General features: G+C 62.3%; 21 protein-coding genes. 10 read left to right on the forward strand and 11 right to left on the reverse strand.

Annotated elements, in window-relative coordinates; translation table 11 throughout:
• Window positions 1-9: 9 nt before the first annotated feature.
• From CQ14_RS19875 to CQ14_RS19905, 7 genes are all read right to left on the reverse strand, one after another.
• Window positions 10-225, reverse strand: a complete 216-nt coding sequence (locus CQ14_RS19875) for a hypothetical protein (protein WP_057859541.1) — start codon at window positions 223-225, stop codon at window positions 10-12.
• A gap of 202 nt (window positions 226-427) precedes the next feature.
• Window positions 428-1555, reverse strand: a complete 1128-nt coding sequence (locus CQ14_RS47860; RefSeq protein ID WP_347337147.1) for a Crp/Fnr family transcriptional regulator — start codon at window positions 1553-1555, stop codon at window positions 428-430.
• A 56-nt stretch (window positions 1556-1611) separates the two neighbouring features.
• Window positions 1612-1842 (reverse strand): DUF6894 family protein, encoded by a 231-nt coding sequence (locus CQ14_RS19890; protein WP_057859544.1) that lies wholly within the window; start codon window positions 1840-1842, stop codon window positions 1612-1614.
• 105 nt (window positions 1843-1947) lie between these two features.
• Window positions 1948-2106, reverse strand: coding sequence for a hypothetical protein (locus tag CQ14_RS44700; RefSeq protein ID WP_199805572.1), 159 nt, complete (start codon window positions 2104-2106; stop codon window positions 1948-1950).
• A gap of 149 nt (window positions 2107-2255) precedes the next feature.
• Entirely contained in the window at window positions 2256-3170 is a 915-nt protein-coding gene (locus CQ14_RS19895) for a CHAD domain-containing protein (protein WP_156435185.1), read from the reverse strand.
• A gap of 2 nt (window positions 3171-3172) precedes the next feature.
• Complete coding sequence (locus tag CQ14_RS19900) at window positions 3173-4735, reverse strand: bifunctional aminoglycoside phosphotransferase/ATP-binding protein (protein WP_057859546.1); 1563 nt, start codon at window positions 4733-4735, stop codon at window positions 3173-3175.
• Window positions 4732-5715, reverse strand: a complete 984-nt coding sequence (locus tag CQ14_RS19905) for a zinc-dependent alcohol dehydrogenase family protein (protein ID WP_057859547.1) — start codon at window positions 5713-5715, stop codon at window positions 4732-4734. The genes CQ14_RS19900 and CQ14_RS19905 overlap by 4 nt, the downstream gene beginning before the upstream one ends.
• A 173-nt stretch (window positions 5716-5888) precedes the next feature.
• Between CQ14_RS19905 and CQ14_RS19910 the strand changes: the two genes are divergently transcribed.
• Entirely contained in the window at window positions 5889-6611 is a 723-nt protein-coding gene (locus CQ14_RS19910) for a CBS domain-containing protein (protein WP_057859548.1), read from the forward strand.
• Window positions 6612-6642: 31 nt separating this feature from the next.
• Here the strand turns inward: CQ14_RS19910 and CQ14_RS19915 are convergent, their stop codons facing one another.
• Both CQ14_RS19915 and CQ14_RS19920 read right to left on the reverse strand, forming a co-directional pair.
• Entirely contained in the window at window positions 6643-7068 is a 426-nt protein-coding gene (locus CQ14_RS19915; protein ID WP_057859549.1) for a CBS domain-containing protein, read from the reverse strand.
• Window positions 7069-7093: 25 nt separating this feature from the next.
• Complete coding sequence (locus CQ14_RS19920; protein ID WP_057859550.1) at window positions 7094-7921, reverse strand: universal stress protein; 828 nt, start codon at window positions 7919-7921, stop codon at window positions 7094-7096.
• A 272-nt stretch (window positions 7922-8193) separates the two neighbouring features.
• On the opposite strand from CQ14_RS19920, the gene fixL reads away from it, so the two are divergent.
• The 5 genes from fixL (at window position 8194) to CQ14_RS19945 (ending at window position 11935) form a co-directional block, all read left to right on the forward strand.
• Window positions 8194-9735 (forward strand): sensor protein FixL, encoded by a 1542-nt coding sequence (fixL, locus tag CQ14_RS19925; RefSeq protein ID WP_057859551.1) that lies wholly within the window; start codon window positions 8194-8196, stop codon window positions 9733-9735.
• A complete protein-coding gene (gene fixJ, locus CQ14_RS19930) occupies window positions 9719-10336 on the forward strand; it encodes a response regulator FixJ (protein WP_057859552.1) in 618 nt (205 codons plus the stop codon). Before fixL ends, fixJ begins: the two co-directional genes overlap by 17 nt.
• 26 nt (window positions 10337-10362) lie before the next feature.
• A complete protein-coding gene (locus tag CQ14_RS19935) occupies window positions 10363-10818 on the forward strand; it encodes a response regulator (RefSeq protein WP_347337148.1) in 456 nt (151 codons plus the stop codon).
• Window positions 10819-10938: 120 nt separating this feature from the next.
• A complete protein-coding gene (locus tag CQ14_RS19940) occupies window positions 10939-11634 on the forward strand; it encodes a helix-turn-helix domain-containing protein (RefSeq protein ID WP_057859554.1) in 696 nt (231 codons plus the stop codon).
• A 43-nt stretch (window positions 11635-11677) separates the two neighbouring features.
• The gene (locus tag CQ14_RS19945) at window positions 11678-11935 is read left to right on the forward strand and encodes a hypothetical protein (protein ID WP_057859555.1); all 258 of its coding nucleotides are present in this window, start codon (window positions 11678-11680) and stop codon (window positions 11933-11935) included.
• A gap of 266 nt (window positions 11936-12201) precedes the next feature.
• Here CQ14_RS19945 and CQ14_RS19950 read toward each other — a convergent pair whose 3' ends face one another.
• Window positions 12202-13464 (reverse strand): aminotransferase class III-fold pyridoxal phosphate-dependent enzyme, encoded by a 1263-nt coding sequence (locus tag CQ14_RS19950; protein ID WP_057859573.1) that lies wholly within the window; start codon window positions 13462-13464, stop codon window positions 12202-12204.
• A 240-nt stretch (window positions 13465-13704) separates the two neighbouring features.
• Here CQ14_RS19950 and CQ14_RS19955 point away from each other — a divergent pair, with 240 nt between their 5' ends.
• Together CQ14_RS19955 and CQ14_RS19960 are read left to right on the forward strand one after the other, a co-directional pair.
• On the forward strand, window positions 13705-14340 hold the full coding sequence (locus CQ14_RS19955; RefSeq protein WP_057859556.1) for a DsbA family protein: 636 nt from the start codon (window positions 13705-13707) through the stop codon (window positions 14338-14340).
• 83 nt (window positions 14341-14423) lie between these two features.
• Complete coding sequence (locus CQ14_RS19960; RefSeq protein ID WP_199805573.1) at window positions 14424-15392, forward strand: Bug family tripartite tricarboxylate transporter substrate binding protein; 969 nt, start codon at window positions 14424-14426, stop codon at window positions 15390-15392.
• Window positions 15393-15397: 5 nt separating this feature from the next.
• Here CQ14_RS19960 and CQ14_RS19965 read toward each other — a convergent pair whose 3' ends face one another.
• Complete coding sequence (locus tag CQ14_RS19965; protein ID WP_057859558.1) at window positions 15398-15688, reverse strand: PilZ domain-containing protein; 291 nt, start codon at window positions 15686-15688, stop codon at window positions 15398-15400.
• A gap of 269 nt (window positions 15689-15957) precedes the next feature.
• On the opposite strand from CQ14_RS19965, the gene CQ14_RS19970 reads away from it, so the two are divergent.
• Window positions 15958-17160, forward strand: coding sequence for an acyl-CoA dehydrogenase family protein (locus tag CQ14_RS19970; RefSeq protein ID WP_057859559.1), 1203 nt, complete (start codon window positions 15958-15960; stop codon window positions 17158-17160).
• Between the two features lie 12 nt (window positions 17161-17172).
• Entirely contained in the window at window positions 17173-17574 is a 402-nt protein-coding gene (locus CQ14_RS19975; protein ID WP_057859560.1) for a VOC family protein, read from the forward strand.
• The last annotated feature ends 287 nt before the right edge of the window (window positions 17575-17861 follow it).

The raw sequence follows: 17861 nt of genomic DNA on the forward strand, positions 1-17861 counted from the left end.
CACTCCGTGCTATCGCGGAATGATCTGCAGCTCCAGCAGCGCCAAGCGTTGCAAGGTCACCGGATCGCACTCTCCGTCGCGCGCGGCGCGCAGAATCGCCTCGGCAATAGTCTGAACGTGACTGGAGCTGACGGGCTCGGGAAGCGAAGCCACCGCGGCATCAAACGCCGCTTCCATCACCGAGATGATCTCAGGCGGGAAGGACGCATTTGCAAAATCCTTCATGGCGGGGGTTACAAAAGGAAGCGGCTGCCAATGCGTCTTCGGGGGGCGGGACTGCCATCGGCAGCCGCTTGAGTTTGCTGTGTCATCCCTTGGACACATATTGCTTAATTTTCCCGAGAGAGAATCGTTCCACAATTCAGGGAAATCAGATGGACACGGCGTCGCCGGACAGCTTCGTCATCCGCAGTCTTGTATATTAATTTCAAAGCGACGGATTCTGGTGGAGATAACGGTCGTCGAACTGCGCCAATTCCCCGAGCTTTGCTTCGTCGAGTACCGTCACCCGGCCCCGGCTGATGTCGACGATCCGCTCCTCGCGCAGTTGCTTGATCACGCGGTTGGCATGCACGGGCGTGATGCCCAGCGCCTCGCCGATTTGTTCCTGCGTCAGGGGCATTTCGAAATTGTCGCCGGCTGGCCGGCCGGTAACTTCAAGCCGCCTGCGAAGTTCGAGAACTATGTGGGCGAGCCGCCCCGTCGCCGGCCGCTGTCCGACATTGACGATCCATTCCCGGAACATCGCCGAATCGATCAGCGTATCGCGCCAGAGCACTTCCGTGATGTTCGGCTTCGCTCGTGTCAGCGCCCGCAGCGATGCGTGGCTGATGAAGCCGAGCGTGGACGCGGTCAAGGTGATAAGATCGTGGTCCATACGGTGCAAATGCAGGCTCTGCAGGTCGGGAATCTCCCCGGGGATATGGATGGAGAGAATTTGCCGCTGGCCGCTGGCAATGACTTTCGATCGAATGCAGAAGCCTTCGATAACCAGGCAACTATCCGTCGGGCGCTCACCGTCCGATACGATCGCTCTACCCGCTTCCCAGTGGCGGATGGCAATCGGTAGCTCGTGTAATGCGGCAATATCCGCGTCCTCCAATCCTGAGACGGTATTGAGCCGCCGTAGCAACGCCGCAAAGACCAACTCACGATCCAAAACCCGTGTCTCCTCCGCTTGGACTCCAGTGAACGAAACGGACCGCCCGGTGCAGGGTTCCCAACAAACGTTAAGGACGCGACCACCGTGACGTGAAAGGGATTTGGGGCCGCACGGAGGTTCGTCATGAAGAAAAAGCGCAATCGCAGCCGCCCGGTCCTCACGCTTCAGGAGCGGCTGGGCCAAATTGCCCTTCGCGCGCGGGAAGAGGCCGCCGGCCTGCCGCCGGGCCCGGAACGCGACCGTCTGATCGAAACAGCGATGGCAAACGAGGCTGCGGCCACCATCGATCGCTGGCTTTCGTCCCCCGGCTTGCAGGGCCCCAAATAGTCCAGCTTTGGAACGTGCCTGGCTGGCTGCTCCTCGTTTGCGGCGCGGCCAGGAGAATGAACTCACGCTTGCGTTCATGCGGAACGTGACTTGGGTTCTTGCCTGGATGTTTACTTGGACTTTTACTTGGGCTTTTCGGCGCAGACGTGAATCACGTAGAGCGGATTGGAGAACTCGTCGGTTACCTCCATCCGCCAGTCCATACCCGGGCGCAACTTTCCGTCGAGATCCTGGATGATCTGTCCCGCGGTTACCGTTGCTTCCCGCCATGCCGCTCGCACGTCGGGTAATTCTTCACCTTCCTCGTCAAGTTCGATCCTGTCGTAATACACGTTGAAAAAGTAACGTGGCATGAGGGCATTCCCTTACGGCGCATGAATTTCGACCCATACGCAACTAAAACTCCTTGGCTGACGGCTACTTTTCGCCCGGCCTCTTCATCACCATCGTCAGTTCCCTCAATGCGTGTTCGATTCCTGCCATTTGTCTGGGTCGGATTTGGTCGTGCCGGACCTCTGTTCCTTTTCGGGGTTGCCCTTCCACGGCTTGTCGGTTTGCCTGTGCGTTCCCCAATCGCTCTGCTGACGCGGGTCGTCCTTGGAAGTTTCCTTGCTCATGCCGCTACCTCCTAGGGAGGAATAGGCGTCAACCCCGCCAAAGGTTCCTGTTACCTGCAGAGTGCAGCGCCCGGGCCGGCCGCAAGTCGCGAATGAGGCTTGCCGCGAATTTCTCGCCAACCCGAAGGAAGTGTCGTTTTCACAGCAACTTAGGCTGAAATCTGGAGAACGGAACCGAGCAAAGGCTTGGTTATGTCGCGATGAGACGCGAGGGCGGCGCCGAGCAGCTTTTCCTTGCGACGGCGATAACCCGGCGGCTTCTTTGCTTTGTCCTTTTTTGCTTGCGGCCCATCGTCGGCAAGACTGGCAAAGCGCTGGAGATCGCGGAGATCGCCCAATGCGCGCTGCAGCCGTTTTGCCGGCCGGTGCAGATGATGCAATTCATTGCGACCCCACAGGCTGACGGTTTCCGTCAGTGCTTCAAGCATGTAGCGGAAACGTTTGAACTTGATCCGTAATCGGTGACGGCGCGACGCATCCAGGGCCTTCAGGCGCCGCCCCCTGCGGACCAATCGCCCGTGCCAGCGGTTGAGTTCACGGACGCAATAGATTTGCAGAGCCTCCGCGTCCTTGCACCGCTGCCAGCGCGCCAGCCATGGCCCCTGTCTGATCCAGTCCGCCATTGCCAAGATCAGATGTTGCGTCCGAACCGAGCGCAGGCAGCGAACCAGTTGGCGGTGGTCCCGCATCTGGCGTTGATCAAGCTGCTCCCCGATCATGCGCTGCGCCCATGCGCGGTATCGCTTGTGGCGCGCATATTCCACCAGGACATCACTGTCGCGCGCGGCGCCGAGCGCGCCATTCAGCCACGCGATCTCCTTCTTCAGACGCAGCCATTCCGCATCGACCACGATCGGCGCGAAGAACGCCACGGCGGCGCGCAACCGCGTGATGGCGATGCGGATCTGATGCACGGCCTCGGCGTCGCCGGCGCATGCGCTGCTGTGATGGGCCTCGATGGCCGCGACGCAGTCGCGTGCCATCGCCTGGAATGCCGTTGCACAATCGAGGCTTGCCGCCGCGGGCACCTTGCGCCGGCTGGACTTCCTGGTCGGCGCCGCCATCGTCAACTCACCCCCCGCGCGACGAGCGCAGCACAAGCGTTGCGTAATGACTGATCCGGTGTTCCTGAAGCATCGATGATATGCCAGTTTACCGCGCCGGTCGTATCCTGTTTCAGGGCGATATGCCGCGTTGCATCGGATGCATCATCCCTGCGCTGCTCGATCCGCGCCAACCTGGTCGCCAGATCTGCGGTCAGAAACAGGCCAACAAAGCATGCGCCCCACCTGGCCGCGAGGTCGGCGATTTCGGTGCGTTCTTCTTCTTGCAAATACATGGCATCGAGTATGACCGAGCAGCCCTGGGCGAGGACACGCTGGGCGGTGCCCACCAGCGCGTCGTATACACGTTTCGTAGTATCTGGCCGATAGGCGGTTTCCGGCAAAGCGGTGGTTTCGCTGATGCCGAACAGGCGCTTGCGCACGACATCTGAGCGGATGATGACCGCACCGGGCGGAGGATCGATCAGGCCCGCGAGCCCGCGAGCAAGCACCGACTTGCCTGTCCCCGACAGCCCGCCGATTGTCACCAGCAGTGGCGGCTTGGGCATGATGAGACGTCCCGCCAGGTCGAAATACCGCTTGGCCTCCTGCCACACCGCGTCGCTCTCTCCGGCCTGTTCGCTCTTCACGAACAGCACATGCGCCCGGATCGCCGCCCGCACCGACAGGAACAGCGGCAGCAGGCGGAGGCCGTCGATCTGTTCATCCGCCGCCTCCGCAAGGTAACGATTGAACACCGCGTTTGCCGCCGCACGCTGGTCGAAATGGATCAGATCCATCAGCGTGAAGGCGAGATCGTAAAGCACATCCGTTGTGGCGATGACCGGATCGAATTCGATGGCATCGAACAACAGCGGCCGGCCGTCCACCAGGGCAATATTGGCAAGATGCAGATCGCCATGGCAACGGCGTACGAACCCTCGCTCGGCACGCTGCCTGAGCAACGGCTGCAATGTCGTTGCAAAATCGCGGCTCGCGGCATCGAGCCGGTCGACGGCAACGGCATCAAGCCCGCGCACGGTGCGAAACTTTGCGGTATTGCGGTCGATGATCGGTCGAATGGAGGCCAGCCAGCTTTCCCCGCCCGCATGCGGCGCCTTGCCGTGGGATCGCAAAATGGCGTCGGCCGTGGCGGTCGCAAGCGATGCATCGATCGTCTTCGATTTCGCGACACAATCGAGCGACTGCGTCTCGTCGAACCGCGTCATTTCGACCGCCCATTCGACCGGAGTGCCCGTGCCGCCGATTTCAAAGGTGCCGTCGGAATTGCGCGTGATGGCGACAACCCGCCGGTAGAGCTCGGGAGCATTGCCGGCGTTGACTTTCAGTTCTTCCTCGCAGGCGCGCTTGCGCTTTTCCAACGACGAGTAATCGAGGAATGGCAAGCGCACGGCGCGTTTGATCTTCAAAGCCCGATCCGCGCCGAGAAAGACCATGGAGGCGTGCGTGTCGATCCGCCTGCCGCCCTTGGCCGGACCGAAGCTGGAGCCGTCGAGGAACTTCAGCACCTCCCGTTGCGGGTCGGCCTCGGTGACGGCTGCATCGGCGGACGGCTGTGCGGTCATGGCTGCAGCACGGCGGCGCCGGTGATCTGCCCGGCCCGCAGCTTCGAGAGAACTTCGTTTGCTTGTCGCAACGGAAACACGCTGGTGTGCGTCCTGATGCCCGCTTGCGCGGCGGTCCTGAAGAATTCGATACCGTCATTGCGCGTCAGGTTGGCGACCGAAAGCAGCTGCCGTTCCTCCCAGAGCAGGCGGTATGGAAATTCGGGGATGTCCGACATGTGAATGCCGGCGCAGACCACGCGCCCGCCCTTGCGGACGGCGCGCAGAGCCAATGGCACGAGAGCGCCGACCGGTGCGTAGATGATGGCGGCGTCGAGCGGCACCGGAGGCAGGTCCTCCGATCCGCCGGCCCATTCTGCGCCGAGCGATCTTGCAAGCGCCTGCGCATCCGTGTCGCCCGCGCGGGTGAACGCATAGACCGACCGGCCCTGCCACCGCGCCACCTGCGCAACGATATGCCCGGCCGCGCCGAAACCGAAAATGCCGAGATGCATCCCCTCACCCGCCATCACCAGCGAGCGCCAACCGATCAGGCCTGCGCAAAGCAGCGGCGCGATGGCGACATCATCGCCGGCCTCGCCGAGCGGAAAGCAATAGCTGCTATCCGTGACGAGATGCGTGGCAAAGCCGCCGTCGCGCGTGTAACCGGTGAAGCGCGGCCGGTCGCACAGATTTTCGCGGCCGCTTCGGCAATAGGAACATTCGCCGCAGGTATGCCCGAGCCAGGGGACGCCCACCCTCTCGCCGATCATGCGAGAAGTTGCACCGGGACCAAGGGCCTCCACGCGGCCAACCACCTCATGGCCGGGAACGATCGGATAGGCGATGTCAGGCAATTCTCCATCGACGACGTGCAGATCGGTCCGGCACACGCCGCAGGCGCCGACCTTGATGCGCACTTCGCCGGGCCCAGGCATCGGTTCCTTTCGCAGTTCGAATTGCAGCGGCGCGCCGGGCGCATTCAGGACCATGGCGTGCATGTTATCCCTTATCCTCACGCAAGCGTGTGCAGCCTAACCGCCGCGAACAGGAGCACGTTTGATCCTTGTCAATCGAGCCCGAGGGCACATTCTCTAACATGGCTAGGTAAGCAGCGCTGCGCCAGCCGTGGCGCTCTGCCATTTCCGGACGGCATGGAACAGGAGATCGTCACATGCGTGCCCACCAGATCATGACCCGCTCCGTTGTCACGATCGCGCCTGATGCCACTATCACTGAGGCTGCCAACACCATGCTGCGGCATCACGTCAGCGGCCTCCCCGTAGTCGATGCCGCCGGAGCCCTCGTCGGCATCGTTTCCCAAGGCGATTTCATTCGCCGCAGCGAGATCGGCACGCAGCGCAAGCGCGGCCGCTGGCTTAGAGTCCTGTTGGGCGACTCCGCCGTCGATTACGTTCAAGAGCACGGCCGCAGGGTCTCGGACGTCATGACCAATGACCCGGTCACCGTTACCCAGGACGCGACGCTGGAAGAGATCGTCAATGCGATGGAGACCAACGGCGTCAAGCGTCTGCCGGTGATGGACGGCGCCAGGCTCGTCGGCATCGTGTCGCGCACCAATCTAATGCAGGCGGTCGCAAGTCTTGCTGATGAAATCCCCGATCCGACCGCCGACGACGACCACATTCGCAGCCGCGTGTTCGCCGCGATCGACAAGAACGATTGGAGCCCGTTCGGGCTCAACATTATCGTGCGCGACGGTATCGTACACCTGAGTGGCGTGATCACCGACGAACGCTCGCGGCAAGCGGCCATCGTGGCCGCGCAGAACGTCGCCGGCGTGAACAAGGTTCACGACCACCTGTGCTGGGTCGATACCATGTCCGGGATGTTCCTGAAATCGCCCGAGGACATCGAGATGGCAAAGGCGGGCTAGGCCCGCCGGCACATCCCGCGGGGCGGACGACCTATCTGCGCGCGCTCTCGGTCAGCGCGCGCATGATGTCTCCGCGCGAGATGATCCCGACCAGCCGCTGCTCGGCATCCAGCACCGGCAGGCTCTTCATCCGGTGGTCCACCATCAGTTGCAGGACGCGGGTCAGTTTCGTTGCCGGATCGACATAGATGAATTCCGGCGTCATCACATCCACCACCATCCGCGACAGCAGGTCGTCATAGGCCGGCACCATGCGGCCGGGGTTGAAGGCGAAACATTTCAGGAAATCGAAATTGCTCACGATGCCGACTATGTCGTCGCCCTCGCGTACCGGATAGCAGTTGAAATCATCGGCCTCGAACATCCCATGCAATTCGCGCATGCTGTTGTCGCGCGAAACTGTCTTCACTTCGCGCGTCATGTATTGTCCGACGGTTGCTTCGAGAAATTTATGCATGGTGGGTCCTCGCCATTGCAAATTCTCAACGGGACAGGAACGCGCAGCGGCGCGATTCAGTTGCAAGGTGGCGTGTCACGCCGCTCAGCACCCATTCGCGCAATCGCGAGTGACCGTAGGCGCCGGCGATCACGGCGCCCGCTCCGACATCGGCGGCAATCTTCTCGAGCTGTTCGGTCACGCCGCCGGCCTTCTCGGGAACGAGGGTGTTCGCCTCGATGCCGTGGCCGCGCAGCCATCCGGCCACGTCGGCAACATGCGAGAGCGCATCCGCGCGACGGTCATCCTGCTCCGGAACCTCCGCAACGGTGACTTCCGTTGCAGCAGCCAGAATCGGCAGAGCATCGAACACGGCCCGGCGTGCTTCCCGCACGTCCTTCCAGGCGATCAGAACGCTTCTCAGATCGAGCCATTCGGCTCTGGGTGGCACCACAATGAGCGGCCGGCCCGCTTGCATCACCAGATCGCTCGGATCGGGAGCCACATTGGGGTCCACCAGGGTCTCAGAACGGGCGCCGACCACGAGGATATCGGCGGCTCTTGCCTGCTGCAGCACGTAGGGGACCGGTAACGTGCGGCTGGCGCGCCACTCCACGGCCGTTGCACGCTTTTCGACCGAAGCACGAAACTCCGATTCGAGTTCCGACAACTGTCGCTCGATAGCGACGGTCTCCTCTTCCAGCAGCTTTTGCGCAAAGGCGCCACTCGCGAAGTACATCGGCGGCCTGAGATCCGAGGCGGCAACGCCGATAACCCGCGCGCCGAATCGTTCGGCGATATCTCCGGCCACCCTGAGGCAGGCATCGTTGGGCCGATCCAGCGCCAGACCGACCATGACGGTTTTGTAGTCCATTACCTGCTCCACGCCTTGGGACGAAATGCCGTACGGGCCCTGCCCGCACAGCGGCATCCTAGGGGCTCGCGCCGTTTTCAACCTGACCTAGATCAAGAATCCCGTTCGGCTCTTCGAGGTGCCCGCCATCGCCGTATGCCGCCGGCAGGAATTCGAAAATTTGCGCATATTATCAAATGGATATTGAACCTTTATGATGTCGCTTCGCCGCGGTTTCCAACGCCCGATCTAATGCGGTATCTGATGAGTCGGAGCAGCCCAGAAGGCGAAGCATGTTCAGCGCCGACCGACCCTTTCGAGATCAAGACCCGCTCGACGCCAACACCCGCAGCGGTGCCGAGGGATCGGGCGTCGGCGCGTGGGATCTCGAGCTGTCGACCCGCAGGCTGAGCTGGTCCAGCGCCGCACGGAAGCTCTTCGGCATCGAGCCGGATGCGCCTGTCGACTACGATCTCTTCCTATCCCTGCTCGATGCGCAAGACCGCGACCGAACGGCAGAGGCCGTGCAACAGTCGATCGCTACCGGATGCAGTTTCGACGTTCAGTACCGAGTGCGCCGGCATTCGGAGGAAGGGCACTGGGTGCGTGCGCTCGGCACGACCATCAATGGTCCCGACGGCACTCCCGCCCGGCTCAGCGGCGTGATGATCGACATCAACCGCGAGAAGCGGCTTGAGGATTCGGTCAGGACGCGCGAGCGGCACTTTCGCTCGATTCTGGACACGATTCCGGATGCGATGATCGTCATCGACCAGAATGGCATCATGCAATTTTTCTCCAGCGCCGCCGAGCGTCAGTTCGGCTACAGCGAACCCGAGGCGATCGGAAAAAACATCAGCGGGCTGATGCCCGAGCCGGACCGCAGCCGTCACGACGGCTATATCGCGCGTTACCTGAAGACGGGCGAGCGGCGCATCATTGGCATCGGGCGTATCGTCACCGGCATGCGCAAGGACGGCACGACGTTCCCGATGCATCTCACCATCGGCGAGATGCATTCCGCGGGAAGGCCCTTCTTTACCGGATTCGTCCGCGATCTCACCGAGCAGCAACAGACCCAGGCGCGGCTGCAGGAACTGCAATCCGAACTGGTTCACGTCTCCCGCCTGAGCGCGATGGGCGAGATGGCTTCCGCCCTCGCCCACGAACTCAATCAGCCGCTGTCTGCAATCAGCAATTACATGAAGGGATCGCGACGCCTGCTGGCCGGCAGCAGCGACGCCAACGCGCCGAAGATCGAAGTAGCGCTCGACCGCGCCGCGGAACAGGCGATCCGCGCCGGCGACATCATCAGGCGGTTGCGCAACTTCGTCGCCCGCGAAGCGTCCGAGAAGCGCGTTGAAAGCCTTTCAAAAATGATCGAAGAGGCCGGCGCGCTCGGGCTTACCGGCGCCCGCGAACAGGGCGTGTTCCTGCGCTTCAACCTCGATCCGACCTGCGACCTCGTGCTTGCCGACAGGGTCCAGATCCAGCAGGTGCTGGTCAACCTGTTCCGCAATGCGCTGGAAGCGATGGCGGCCTCGACGCACCGTGAACTGATTGCCTCAAATACCAGGGCCGCAGATGACATGATCGAAATCGCCGTTTCCGACAGCGGGTCCGGCTTCGCAGGCGACGCGCTTGCAAACCTGTTCCAGCCATTTTTCACGACGAAGGAGACCGGCATGGGTGTCGGCCTTTCCATCAGCCGCACCATCATCGAAACCCATGGCGGGCGGATGTGGGCCGAAACCAACCAGTCCGGTGGCGCGACCTTCCGCTTCACGCTACCCGCTGCGCATGCCAAGGATATGACCGATGTCGGCGAACGCTAAGGTTTATGTCATCGACGACGACCCGGCGATGCGGGACTCGCTGGATTTCCTGCTGGGCTCGGCCGGTTTCAGCGTGCGTCTCTTCGATTCCGCGCAGGCTTTCCTGAACGAGGTTGCGAACCTTGAGCCCGGCTGTGTGGTCACCGACGTGCGCATGCCCGGTATCGATGGCATGGAACTGCTGCGTCAGCTGAACTCCCGCCCGCGAAAACTCCCGGTGATCGTCATGACCGGCCATGGCGACGTGCCGCTGGCCGTCGAAGCGATGAAGCTTGGGGCGCTCGATTTTCTGGAAAAGCCGTTCGATGACGACCGGCTGATTGGCATGGTCGAGACCGCCCTTGCGGAACGTGAGAGCGGCTCGAAGAGTGATGCGCTGTCGGCCGACATGGCAGCACGCGTCGCCAGCCTCACCCAGCGCGAACGCCAGGTGATGCAGGGGCTGGTGACGGGGCAATCGAACAAGGCCATCGCCCGGGAATACGACATCAGCCCGCGCACGGTGGAAGTCTATCGGGCCAACGTGATGACCAAGATGCAGGCCGGTAACCTTTCCGAACTGGTGCGGTTTGCGATCCGGGCCGGCTTCGTCGAAGATTGAGGCAGGTCAATTCGGACGCTGGAAAAGTGTCTATTTTTGTCGGCATGATCGACACCCGCCACGGCACGACTGGTGAAGCCAGAGTTAGCCTTCCGCCCAGGAAGGCGATGATTTACGTCGTCGATGACGATTACGACGTCCGGACATCGCTGCGATTTCTGCTGGAGACCGAGGGGTTCGACGTCCGCACGTTCCGCAGCGGAACCGCGCTGCTTGGATCCTCCACCCGCAACCGGGCGGATTGTCTCGTGATTGATTACAAGATGGCAGAACTCGACGGTCTGGAACTGGCCTATCGGCTGCGAAGGCTCGACATATCCACCCCGATCATTCTGATCACGGGCTATCCCGACCAGGGCATCTCGGCCAAAGCCAGTTTGGTCGGCGTGCGCCAAGTGCTCTTGAAGCCCAATTTGGACGGCAATCTCGTCGATTGCGTTCGAAACGCCATCAATGCGCCGAATGCGGCGGACCAGTCCTGAAGCCCGTCGGCTCTCCTCCGTAAAACCCCGTAGGGGATCTCCCTTAGGATATCGCCCCAAATATCGGACAGCCAAAATCCCAATTACACCAAAGCCATCCCGCATCGAGGAGATGGCAAAATGCTCACCCAGACGATCACCGCCCCGGCAGCCAAGGTTTTCCCCGCCCCGCGCGCCCAGAATGTTCCGGCCATCGATCCCTTCAGCGTGATCGCGAGCTGCGCGGGTGTGATCGCCAGCGAGTTCTCCTACCGCAAGGACGAGGAAATCTACGGCGAGGGCGAGCTTTGCGAATATGTCTATCAGGTGATCCGCGGCGCGGTGCGCACCTATAAGCTCCTCAACGACGGACGGCGGCAGATCGGCGCGTTCCATCTGCCCGGCGACGTGTTCGGCCTCGATGCCGGTTCGACCCATCGCCTGACGGCTGAAGCGATTGGCGAAACCACGGTCCGCCTGGTGAAGCGGCGCAGCCTGGAAGCTGTCGCCGGGTCGAATGTTCAGGTAGCCCATAACCTCTGGATGATGACCGCGAGCGACCTCCGGCATGCCGAAGACCATATGCTGCTGCTGGGTCGGAAGACTGCGATGGAAAAAGTTGCCACCTTCCTGCTGGAGATGGACCGCCGGCTCGCCAAGGCCGGCATGATGGCACTGCCGATGTGCCGCCGCGACATCGGCGACTATCTCGGCCTGACGCTGGAAACCGTTTCGCGAGCGCTTTCACAGCTCAGCGACCAGGGCATTCTGGTGTTTTCCAGCGCGCGTCAAATCGTGCTGCGCAATCGCCAGCGACTGGCGGACCTGGACGCCTGAGAGTAAGCTGGACGAAAGGGCACCCGAAGGGCGGGAGTGCAAGATGAACAATTATCGCGTCTCCTTCTACAAGGATCTCTGTAATTCCGACGGCCACAGCTTCAAATGCCTGCAGCGCCAGATCGACGTCCAATCGGACGAACCATCCCAGGCGCTGATGCTGGCAGAGCGGCTGGTCGACAACGAACGCCTCAACGCCGATTGCGTCGAGGTCATCCTCCTGAGCGGTCATCCCGAGCTCGAACATCCGGCGGTCTATTCGCCCGTGCGCAGCAAACACGCATGGAACCGCGTCGCGTGACGAATTGATCGCGGCGTTGATTGAAGCTCGAGCACTTGCGAGCCTGCGCAGTCGGCTGCCCGGCTGCGCTATGTGATCTCGTGCCGGCGGCTATTTGATCCACGTCAATGCGAAACCGGCGAAATGCGGAGATAGTCGATCTACATGCCGGACAAGGATGTCCCGCATCATTCGGCGATCTCGCCGTTTTCTCCTAAGACTGCCCCGCCATCGTCGGTCATCGCGACCGCGTTGCGGGGCATTTTTATGGATGTCCGCAAATCGGCTTACCGATTGAGTCCCGCATCGAGCTCGCGGACGGCCTTGAAGCCTTGCGAGGCCGCCTGCAGCGCCTCGTCGATATCGGCTCCACGATGCGCCGAAGACAGGAACATGTTGTGCTGGGGATGAAAGAATGCGCCGTGGCGTAGCGCGGCCGAACAGAACGCCCTGCCCTTGCGCACCTCCGTATCAGCCTCGAACAGCATCAACGGCATTTGCGGCGGACCGCTTTGGCGGATCGCGATGCCATGTTCGTTCGCCAGCGTTGCCAGTCCCTCGCGCAGCCTAAGGCCCATCGCGAGGATATGTCCGGGTACATCGGTCTCGCGCGCGATCCGCAACGTGGCCCGCGCCGCCGCCATGGCTACCGTGCCGCACCAGAACGAGCCGGTGACGAATATCCTGGTGGCCGCCTCGCGGAAGCGATCGTTGCCGGTAACGGCGGCCAGCGCGTAGCCGTTGGCGATCGCCTTGCTCCAGGCGCACAGGTCTGGACGCACGCCGAGTGCTTCCCAGCTCCCTCTGATATCAAGCCGCAGTGCGGCCCGCACTTCATCGACGATCAGAGCGGCGTCGGCCGCGTCGCATGCCGCGCGCACAGCTTCGGCAAATTCTTTCGTCGGCAATTCGAGATCGCGTCCCATGTCATGGCGGAAAGCCGTCACCAGGATCGCGGCGAGATCCTTGCCCGCTTCCTCGATCGCCGCTCGCAGGCTCTGCACGTCGTTGTACTCGAAATGCACAAGATGCGCGCGATCCTCGGCCGTCACGCCGGCAACGCTCGGCGAGCACCATGGCAACGCGCCGTGGTAGCTGCCCCGCGCGACCAGCACCTTGCGGCGCCCGGTGCCCGCACGGGCAATCGTGACGCAGCTTGTCGTCGCATCGCCGCCGTTCTTCTGAAACATCGCCCAGTCGGCATGGGGCAGCATGGCCACAAGATCCTCGGCAAGCTCGACCATGACCTCGCCCGGCCCGTTCAGGCAGTCCCCTTTGGCGGCTTGCACCTCGGCCGCCGCCTGAACTTCGGGGTGGCGATGGCCGAGCAGGATCGGCCCCCAGCTACACATGAAGTCGATGTATTCGCGGCCATCGACGTCGCGCACGCGGCACCCCTCTGCGGAGGCGAAGAATTGCGGGTAGCCTTCCGGGAGCCGCGCGGCATTCAGATGGCCCCACATGCCGCCCGGCACGACCAGTTTGGCCCTCGCTCGCAACGCGGCATCCGCTGTCTGCGTCTCGCTCAACCGCGCTATGTGCTGGGTCATGACGTTCTCGTGATGCATTTCGCCAGGAGGAATCAAGCCTTGACCGCGTGGATGAGCGGCGCGGGCTCACACAACCATCAAACCATCGCGCATGACAGGCGACAAGGTCCCACGTCCGGCGTGGTCACAAATGCGCGGTTCCCAATGCGACCAATCCGATCGGGTGGCTTTTGGCTCGCGAAAGCAATAAAAGACGAGCTCGGTTCTATCATCCCTTACCACATTCGTTTCGGAGCAACGTTGAACCTCCATCGTCCCATTGTCTTCGTCGCACTTGTTGCATTCGCATCACTCACGCTCGCGGGCTCCGCGATGGCGCAAAGCACGATTGCGGCTAACGTCGCTAAACCGGTGTCGCTGCCGGATATCGCCATCGGGTCTGACAAAGCGCCAATCACCATCACCGAATATTCTTCGATGAGCTGTCCGCATTGCGCGGCCTTCGGCCAGAATGTGTTTCCGATGCTGCGTTCGAAATATATCGACACCGGCAAGGTGCGTTTCGTGTTCCGCGAGTTTCCGCTCGACATCAAGGCGGCCGCAGCCTCGATACTGGCGCGCTGCATCGGCAAGGGTGATTCCGAAAAGTACCTCGCGGCCGTCGAGATGTTGTTCAAGCTGCAGGACCGCTTGATGACGCAGACCAAGGACACGCTGATCTATGTCGGCAAGCAGCACGGCATGAACGAGCAGGAGGTCAAGACCTGCGAGGAAGACCAGGCGCAGTTCGACAAGCTGAGCAACGATCAGCAATACGCCCATCGGGAATTGAAGGTTACCTCGACGCCGACGTTCTTCCTCAACGGTGCAAAGCTGCAGGGTTCGATGTCGTTCGAAGAGCTGGAAGAGCGGATCACGCCGTTGCTCAAGAAATAGCACGGCGAACCTCCCGGAAGCCCCTTGTCCGGCGCCGCCGCCTCGCCGATGATGCCCCCAACAAACATATGGGGGAGAACGCCATGACCGCGGCTGTACGGGTATTGTTGGCAGCCGTGTGGCTGCTGTCGGGCGTCGTGGCGTCGTCGGCGCAAAACTATCCGAGCAGGCCGGTACGCGTCGTGGTCGGCTTTCCCGCAGGCGGACCGACCGACGTCATTGCCCGCGTCGTCGCGCAGAAGCTTAGCGACAATCTCGGTCAGCAGTTCTTCGTCGAGAACATCGGCGGCGCCGGCGGCAACACCGCGGCCGGCCAGGTCGCCCGCATGACGCCGGACGGCTACACCATCATGGTGGTCAGCACCGGCTTTGTTGTGAACCCCAGCCTCTACGCCAAGGTGCCGTATGATCCGGTCAGGGATTTCGCGCCGGTGACGCTGGTTGCGGTTTCTCCGAATGTCGTAGTGGTCAACCCGCAGGTCGCTGCCAAGACGCTGCCGGAACTGGTGCAGCTGATCAGGGACAATCCCGGAAAATACAGCTTTGCCGGGCCCGGGGTCGGATCGACGCCCCATTTGGGCGGCGAGTTGTTCCGCCTCGCCTTCAAGCTCGATCTGGTCCACGTCCCCTTCACGGGCGCCGCCCCTGCCATTCAGGCGACGGTCGGGGGACACACGCCGATCGCCTTCACGGCGCTGCCGCCTGCTCTCTCTGCGGTGCAAAGCGGACAGCTGCGCGCGCTCGGCGTTGCGTCCACCGAACGTGCCGCAGGCCTGCCTGACGTGCCGACCTTCGCCGAACAGGGTATCAGCGACCAGGAGGCCGACACGCTGACCGGCATTGTCGCGCCGGCCGGAACGCCGAAGGCGATCATCGATCTGCTCCATCGCGAGATCGCCGGGATCGTCGCGCACCCCGATGTCAAGGAACGCCTCACGACGCTCGGCTTCAAGGCGGTTGCCAATACGCCGGATCAGTTCGGCGCTCGCATCAGGCTGGAGATGGACAAGTGGGGCAAGGTCGTGCGCGATGCAAAGTTGCGGATCGAATAGTGGGCTCAGCACCCCTGGTTCGATGACGGCTGTTCCACCGCAGCATTCACGATCCTGACGAACGTCAGGCCGATACGGTTCTTCTGAATCCAGGCAACCCGGCACTCATGCACGATCGACGGATCCTTTGCCATCACCAGCCGAAAGTGCTTCGGGACAAAGGCCGGGTTGTCGACGTCGATCGCCGCTCCTGCGGGCGAGATATTCCGCACCACGCAGGACATGACGGAACCGCCCGACGAAACATAGGCAGGCTCGTTGATCTCCGTTCGCGGATACTTTCGCTTCTCTTCCATCCTGTTCGTCCCGTTCCGGATCGATCCGGCTCAACCGCAAGGCTAGCGCAAAAGCTTAAACAAGTCGGCGTGTGCGCCGCAGCGAATAGACCCGACCTGCCGAAGCCTCGATCCCACGCAATAGTCCGCGGCGCCATTGTGCAGAGCGGCACGAAATTCCGATCGGCTTTCTGCACATGTGCTCCGCGTCGCCATGGGCTTGCCGATTGCGGCGACGGCACGCTAGCTTTTCACCAACGACTTGGTACGCGGACGCGACGGGCCCACACATGATCTTGAATACAGCGATCGCAAGCTCTGCCGATCTCGCGGGCGACCAGGCGGTGATCGCCCGGGCCGAAGCCATATGTGAGGATGTCGCGAAAGCATCCGACGATATCGAAACCTCGCGGCGGCTGCCGCCGGCTCTGCTCGACAAGCTGCACGACGCGCAATTGTTCCGGCTGTTGCTGCCCCGTTCGACCGACGGAATCGAAACCGATCCCGTCACCTTCTTCCACGTCATCGAAACCATTGCGAAAGCCGACGCTTCCACCGCCTGGTGCCTCAGCCAGGCCGGTGGCTGCGCAATGTCTGCGGCGTATCTGGACCTGCCGGTGGCGCAGGCAATCTTCAGTGATCCTCGCGCGGTGCTGGCATGGGGTCCGGGCCCCAAGGTCCGCGCCGTCGAATGCGAGGGCGGCTACAGGGTGACCGGGGTGTGGTCCTTCGCCTCCGGCGGCCGGCATGCGACCTGGCTCGGGGCGCACTGCCCGATCTACGCTGCCGACGGTTCGCCCAAATGCGACGCCAATGGAGCCCAACTCGAGCGCACCATGCTGGTACGTGCCGAAGACGTCGAGTGGACCGACATCTGGAACACGGTTGGCCTGCGCGGCACGGCCAGCGACCAGTTCGCGCTCGACGACTTCTTCGTGAGCGCGGACCATTCGATCACCCGCGAGTTCGAGCGCGAATGCCGCGAGCGCGGCCCGCTCTACCGTATGAGCAACCACACCTGCTACCAGGTGGGCTTTGCCGGCGTTGCCTGCGGCATCGCCCGCACTGCACTCGACAATTTCGTGGAGACGATGCGCAACAAGGTGCCGCGTGGCGCGAGGATGTCGCTGCGCGACAATGCGGTGGTTCAGAGCAACCTCGCCCAGGCGGAAGTCAATCTCCGCGCCGCGCGCGGCTACGTGTTGCAGTCGATGGCCGACACCTGGAAGGATCTTAGCGCCGGCGCGACGATTACAGTGGCGCAGCGCATGAACATCCGCATGGCCTCCACCAACGCCATTCACAAGGCGCGCGAAGCTGTCGACTTTGCCTACAACGCCGCAGGCGCCACCGCGATTTTCGAGAACCATCCGCTGGAGCGGCGGTTTCGCGATATCCATACCGTGACCCAGCAGTTGCAGGGCCAGCTCCGCCATTTCGAAACCGTCGGCGCCTGGATGATGGGCGTCGAAACCGACCTCAGCTTTGTTTAGGAGAGAACGACCATGGGACTTGGCGTCCTGCAGCATTACACCATCGAACCCTCCGATCTCGAGCGCACCAAGGATTTCTATTGCGACGTGCTTGGGCTGGAGAACGGCAATCGTCCTCCGCTCGATTTCCCCGGCTACTGGCTGTACTCGGGTGGCACCGCCACGGTCCATCTGATGGGCACGCGCAAGCCGCGCGATGGTATCGTGGTGCGCGGCACCGAGAAGAAGTATGAAGATACCGGAAGGCTCGACCACATCGCCTTTGCGGCGACCGACGTCGAGGGCATGCGCAAGCGCCTGCAGTCCAAGGGCGTCAAATTCCGTGAGAGCATCGTGCCACGGACCGGCGATACCCAGTTCTTCCTCTACGACCCCGACGGCGTCGGCGTCGAGCTGAACTTTCCGAAGACCTGAGGCTCTCTCGGCCCCAAATCGACGGCACCCGCATGGCCGCCGGCGCCGCATGTGATGTGGAGGCGCAACACTTGCAACCAAACAATGAAGTTCCCGACAACGCCGCAAGTCAGCCACGACTATGGCGTCAGTCCGTCAGGGTTTCTTCATCATTGCAATGAGATTGGGGGAGCCGCGCCGCTGCGGCAGAATAGCCGGGTGCCGTGCCTTTCAACCTACCCCAGGGCCTGCGTACCCGGCTATTCGCTCCGCGAGCCGGCGATAGCGCTTTCGAGCGAAGTGGACAC

Source organism: Bradyrhizobium lablabi (assembly GCF_001440475.1).
Taxonomy (GTDB): Bacteria; Pseudomonadota; Alphaproteobacteria; order Rhizobiales; family Xanthobacteraceae; genus Bradyrhizobium; species Bradyrhizobium lablabi.

Bases quoted from the DNA above. Each gene is read 5' to 3' on its own strand.
- CQ14_RS19940 (WP_057859554.1), top strand. From the start codon at position 10,939: ATGCTCACCCAGACGATCACCGCCCCGGCAGCCAAGGTTTTCCCCGCC.
- CQ14_RS19920 (WP_057859550.1), bottom strand. From the start codon at position 7,921: ATGGACTACAAAACCGTCATGGTCGGTCTGGCGCTGGATCGGCCCAAC.
- CQ14_RS19960 (WP_199805573.1), top strand. From the start codon at position 14,424: ATGACCGCGGCTGTACGGGTATTGTTGGCAGCCGTGTGGCTGCTGTCG.
- CQ14_RS19910 (WP_057859548.1), top strand. From the start codon at position 5,889: ATGCGTGCCCACCAGATCATGACCCGCTCCGTTGTCACGATCGCGCCT.
- CQ14_RS19970 (WP_057859559.1), top strand. From the start codon at position 15,958: ATGATCTTGAATACAGCGATCGCAAGCTCTGCCGATCTCGCGGGCGAC.
- CQ14_RS19895 (WP_156435185.1), bottom strand. From the start codon at position 3,170: ATGGCGGCGCCGACCAGGAAGTCCAGCCGGCGCAAGGTGCCCGCGGCG.
- CQ14_RS19915 (WP_057859549.1), bottom strand. From the start codon at position 7,068: ATGCATAAATTTCTCGAAGCAACCGTCGGACAATACATGACGCGCGAA.
- fixL (WP_057859551.1), top strand. From the start codon at position 8,194: ATGTTCAGCGCCGACCGACCCTTTCGAGATCAAGACCCGCTCGACGCC.
- fixJ (WP_057859552.1), top strand. From the start codon at position 9,719: ATGTCGGCGAACGCTAAGGTTTATGTCATCGACGACGACCCGGCGATG.
- CQ14_RS19965 (WP_057859558.1), bottom strand. From the start codon at position 15,688: ATGGAAGAGAAGCGAAAGTATCCGCGAACGGAGATCAACGAGCCTGCC.
- CQ14_RS19950 (WP_057859573.1), bottom strand. From the start codon at position 13,464: ATGACCCAGCACATAGCGCGGTTGAGCGAGACGCAGACAGCGGATGCC.
- CQ14_RS19905 (WP_057859547.1), bottom strand. From the start codon at position 5,715: ATGCACGCCATGGTCCTGAATGCGCCCGGCGCGCCGCTGCAATTCGAA.
- CQ14_RS19975 (WP_057859560.1), top strand. From the start codon at position 17,173: ATGGGACTTGGCGTCCTGCAGCATTACACCATCGAACCCTCCGATCTC.
- CQ14_RS19875 (WP_057859541.1), bottom strand. From the start codon at position 225: ATGAAGGATTTTGCAAATGCGTCCTTCCCGCCTGAGATCATCTCGGTG.
- CQ14_RS19945 (WP_057859555.1), top strand. From the start codon at position 11,678: ATGAACAATTATCGCGTCTCCTTCTACAAGGATCTCTGTAATTCCGAC.
- CQ14_RS19900 (WP_057859546.1), bottom strand. From the start codon at position 4,735: ATGACCGCACAGCCGTCCGCCGATGCAGCCGTCACCGAGGCCGACCCG.
- CQ14_RS44700 (WP_199805572.1), bottom strand. From the start codon at position 2,106: ATGAGCAAGGAAACTTCCAAGGACGACCCGCGTCAGCAGAGCGATTGG.
- CQ14_RS19890 (WP_057859544.1), bottom strand. From the start codon at position 1,842: ATGCCACGTTACTTTTTCAACGTGTATTACGACAGGATCGAACTTGAC.